Genomic DNA, 3,732 nt, shown 5'->3' with positions numbered 1-3,732 from the left:
CTGCTAGGCATCATTGCGATCGGTACATTTGAGCCAGTTGTCTGGGCAGCGATCCCAGCAAATCAGCCGGTAGTCAGTGTCACGCCCCAGTTATTAGCTGCCGAGCCGGGTTTTGCTGGTATTCTAAGCGGCAATAGTGTTCCCACCACCATCAAGCTGAAAGATTTGACTCCCGAATGGCGGGCGATGAGCACCCACGGTCAGGTCGAGATTGGTAATTTTCAAGCCTTTGTAAGTTTGTTTGGGAATGGTTCGTTTGCCAGTAACTATTACACCAAAGGCCAAACCGTTACTGTTGGTTCCGAAACGTATATCGTGGCGTATAGTTTGCTATCTTTGCCCGAAAAAATTTCGCCAGAGCTATCGCTGAATTTATCGCTCCTGAACCTGAAAACGATCGGGAGCATGAGCAATGTTCGGTTGTTTGAGACGGTAGCTGAAACTAAAGTTTTAGAAGCGCAGCTAGCCAGCCTTCAGTTTGTGAATATCTTTGGCGGTAGTAAACCTGGAGCTGAAGAAAAGCCCGCCGAGACACCAGCAGCCGAGCCGGAGGTCAGACCGGCTGAAGTCCAACCTCGGCCTACAATCCGGCGGAAGCGGTTCCGTTCCAATCGCCAATATCGTCGCAGACAGATGAGAAGGAATACGAGAAGAACGATGTCGAATTCTCGTTAAGTTAGTTGGGAGTCGCAACTCCTAGCTCACCCGCCGCGCGATCTCATGCGTCATTAGATCGTAAGCCATCTTCGTATTGGGAAAAATCGATCGAGCGGCTTGCAAGAGATCGTCTAAAACGATCGGGTTTCCAGGTGCGTAACGGGGGCTAAAATGCGTCAAAATTAGTTCTTTAGCTCCCGCACCCAAAGCCACCTGCGCGGCCATCGTCGAGGTAGAATGCAGCCGGTCAAAGGCCATCTCGGCATCTTCATGGGCAAATGTAGACTCATGAATCAACACATCCGCATCGACAGCAAGTTCGATCGAGTTTTCACAAAATACGGTATCGGTACAGTAGACAAACTTGCGCCCGATTTCGATCTCGCCACATAAGTCGCGCCCATTAATGACCCTGCCGTCTGGCAAGGTGACAACTTCTCCATTTTTTAACTTGCCATAAATCGGCCCCGAGGGAATGCCTAATTCCTTGGCTTTATCTAGGTTAAATCGACCGGGTTTGTCAGTCTCGCTGACCCGATAGCCATAGGCTGGTACCTTGTGCTTGAGCGGAATGCAAGTAACGGTAAAATCTGCTTCCCGATGTACGACCCCAGGCTCGATCGTGTGTACCTTAATCGGGTAGTTAAAATGAGTGTAGGAATACTTTTGACACGCTCGCAGATATTCATCTAACCCCTTGGGGCCATAGATATCGATGCGATCGGGACTGCCCGCCATTCCGTAAGTAGCTAGCAATCCCATCAATCCAAAAATATGATCGCCGTGCAAGTGCGTGACAAAAATCCGCCGAATCTGGCTGATTTTGACATCGCAGCGTAATAATTGATGTTGGGTAGCTTCACCGCAGTCGAATAGCCACACTTCCGACCGTTGTGGCAGATTGAGCGCGATACTAGAAACATTGCGCGCCCTGGTGGGGACACCAGAAGATGTGCCGAGAAAAGTAATTTGCACGTGATTCGACTCTCATTGGCGATCGGCTACACCAACAAGTTGTTGGCGTAGCTCCAATTATAAATGAAGAAACCAAGTTTCCAGTCAAGGGTAGACGATCGACCACCTAGAATAGTAGGGTGATGAAGATTATAGAGAGCGCAGCTAATTAATATCGCCAATCCCTATCCCCTACCCTCTACTCTCTATCCCCTATCCCCTACCCTCTATCCCCTAAATGAAGATCGACTCCGGCAACAACACAGAAGACCCCAGAATCGAGCTAGTACCGCTGATTGACGTTATTTTCTGTATTTTGACGTTTTTCTTATTAGCTGGACTACAGGTAGCCAGACAGCAGGCGATTAGCGTCGATATTCCTAGTGCTACTAGTGGCACCCCCGCTGCGCGAGAACTATTAATGGTCAGTCTCAATGATGCCGGACAACTATTTCTAGAGCAGCAGCCAATGCTTGCACCCGGACAGTTGGTTGAAGCAGTCAAACAGTATCGCCAATCGCGTCCCAATAGCTCGATCGTGCTGTACGCTTCCAAACAAGTCAGTTATAACAAAGTCGTCGAAGTCCTCGATGCCCTCAGAGGGGTGGCTGGCGATCGCGTCGCCCTAGCCACGTTGCCCTCTAATACTGTCGCACCCACGCCTCCAGTCATTCCCAACCCGACAGGCTCCGGCTATCCCTCCAATCCCGATCGAGGTGTGAATCCCGATCCTGGCACAACTCCCACCACTACTCAGCCAAACACTGGTGTCGTCGCGCCCATCCCTGGCGCAGCCGTAGCACCGACGCAAGTCGCTCCTACTACGATCCAACCTACTCCCACCGCCACAACTCCAGCGATCGTGCCGACAGCAAGTCCCAGTCCAGCTCCCAGCAAGTCCCCGTAGCGATCGAGACATCCATCACTCGATCGAGCCAAACCATGATTCATGCTTCAGTGCTAGACTTGGCTCGATCGGGTCAATTTGGCTGTGTTGAGGTAAAAGATCTAGCCACCGCCGTCGTAGTTAGTAACTTAGATGGGGCGAGAAAAAGATCGAATCTCTACGGCAAGAAGATAGATTGTCCGTTCGTAGGTCGATCGCCGCTTAAAATTTGAAAGTGTGTATTCAAAAGATGTCAAGTTTTGGATTCAAGCTCAAACTTTTTTCCAGAACTCTACAAAAAATTCAACATTGTCGAGTGGTTCGACTTCATGTTCTACTTCTGGTAAAACGATGCCCTGACGATCTCGATTCTCCGCTGGAGAGGCTCCGCCAACGAGGATTATTTCAGTATGATATGGGTCGTGAATTCGATACCGCAAACTACCTAATTGGACATAAATCTTGCCCCACACGCCTTTGGTAATCGTGTGTCGCGCTCTCAACCCCTGTGGAATCGAATCGTTGGCAAACAAGGGTGTGCGTCGATACGGAGCATAGCCCGTTGGGATTTCTTGCCTGTCGCACAACACACAATTGAGGAACTGTCCGATCTGTGCTAGTCTTCCTGCTGCAGTAATTACCCAAGGACGTGGAAAAAAGGGCGGTTCGTGACGGGTATGTTGGCAATGTCCGCAGTCTAATTCTGCTACCCAATGTTGCTCTAAATCTTGATGAAATCCGACAATCGATCGATGCAATGTTAGTCTCCTTTATACTTTTAATGTATCAGTCTAAATTTCATTTTTGTAAATCTGTCCTCGTTCTACCTGAGTAACATTCGATCGGGTTACTCGATCGACCTCATCTTCATCGATCGACCAATCGGATGATTGGGTAATAAAAATAGCAACTTTCATTGTCAATGATGATTTTGTCAGCAAATGCGGTGGTGCTGAATTTAGGAACTATTGATTCTAGAGACGATACCCGAACTTGAAAGTAGGGGCACGGAGCGCACATCAGCACCGCCCGATCGTGGATATTTTTCAGAGCTTCTTCACAAGTTCCCCAAATTGTTGGTCTAGAATTGAAGATATTGAAAATCTGCCTATCGCCATTAGAGGATTGGATTATGCTCGGTACCGCCCCCAGCTTGATGACCGAACCAGCTCGCGATCGAGCATTTATTCTATGGTTTGATGAAGTTGGCATCAACGATCTCCCGCTGGTGGGCG

The 3,732-nt window shown here is 49.1% G+C and carries 6 protein-coding genes; 3 read left to right on the top strand and 3 right to left on the bottom strand.

Features of this window, described 5'->3' with window-relative positions:
- On the top strand, window positions 1–675 hold a 675-nt coding region (locus RMO84_RS08210; RefSeq protein WP_310487978.1), incomplete at its 5' end, for a hypothetical protein.
- 21 nt (window positions 676–696) lie between these two features.
- Here RMO84_RS08210 and RMO84_RS08205 read toward each other — a convergent pair.
- Window positions 697–1,632 carry a ribonuclease Z gene (locus RMO84_RS08205; protein ID WP_310487977.1) on the bottom strand — a complete coding sequence of 312 codons (936 nt, stop codon included), beginning with the start codon at window positions 1,630–1,632 and terminating at the stop codon, window positions 697–699.
- Between the two features lie 217 nt (window positions 1,633–1,849).
- On the opposite strand from RMO84_RS08205, the gene RMO84_RS08200 reads away from it, so the two are divergent.
- Window positions 1,850–2,518 (top strand): biopolymer transporter ExbD, encoded by a 669-nt coding sequence (locus tag RMO84_RS08200; protein ID WP_310487976.1) that lies wholly within the window; start codon window positions 1,850–1,852, stop codon window positions 2,516–2,518.
- Window positions 2,519–2,553: 35 nt separating this feature from the next.
- On the top strand, window positions 2,554–2,730 hold the full coding sequence (locus tag RMO84_RS08195; RefSeq protein WP_310487975.1) for a hypothetical protein: 177 nt from the start codon (window positions 2,554–2,556) through the stop codon (window positions 2,728–2,730).
- A 39-nt stretch (window positions 2,731–2,769) separates the two neighbouring features.
- Here RMO84_RS08195 and RMO84_RS08190 read toward each other — a convergent pair whose 3' ends face one another.
- Together RMO84_RS08190 and RMO84_RS08185 are read right to left on the bottom strand one after the other, a co-directional pair.
- Window positions 2,770–3,255 carry a DUF3565 domain-containing protein gene (locus RMO84_RS08190; RefSeq protein ID WP_310487974.1) on the bottom strand — a complete coding sequence of 162 codons (486 nt, stop codon included), beginning with the start codon at window positions 3,253–3,255 and terminating at the stop codon, window positions 2,770–2,772.
- A gap of 33 nt (window positions 3,256–3,288) precedes the next feature.
- A complete protein-coding gene (locus RMO84_RS08185; protein WP_310487973.1) occupies window positions 3,289–3,414 on the bottom strand; it encodes a hypothetical protein in 126 nt (41 codons plus the stop codon).
- Between the last annotated feature and the right edge of the window lie 318 nt (window positions 3,415–3,732).

Source organism: Chamaesiphon sp. VAR_69_metabat_338 (assembly GCF_031423935.1).
GTDB lineage: Bacteria > Cyanobacteriota > Cyanobacteriia > Cyanobacteriales > Chamaesiphonaceae > Chamaesiphon.
This window is presented reverse-complemented; position numbering and strand designations above follow the sequence as displayed.

Coding starts and splice junctions, on each gene's coding strand:
- RMO84_RS08200 (WP_310487976.1), top strand. CDS start 1,850: ATGAAGATCGACTCCGGCAACAACACAGAAGACCCCAGAATCGAGCTA.
- RMO84_RS08195 (WP_310487975.1), top strand. CDS start 2,554: ATGATTCATGCTTCAGTGCTAGACTTGGCTCGATCGGGTCAATTTGGC.
- RMO84_RS08185 (WP_310487973.1), bottom strand. CDS start 3,414: ATGAAAGTTGCTATTTTTATTACCCAATCATCCGATTGGTCGATCGAT.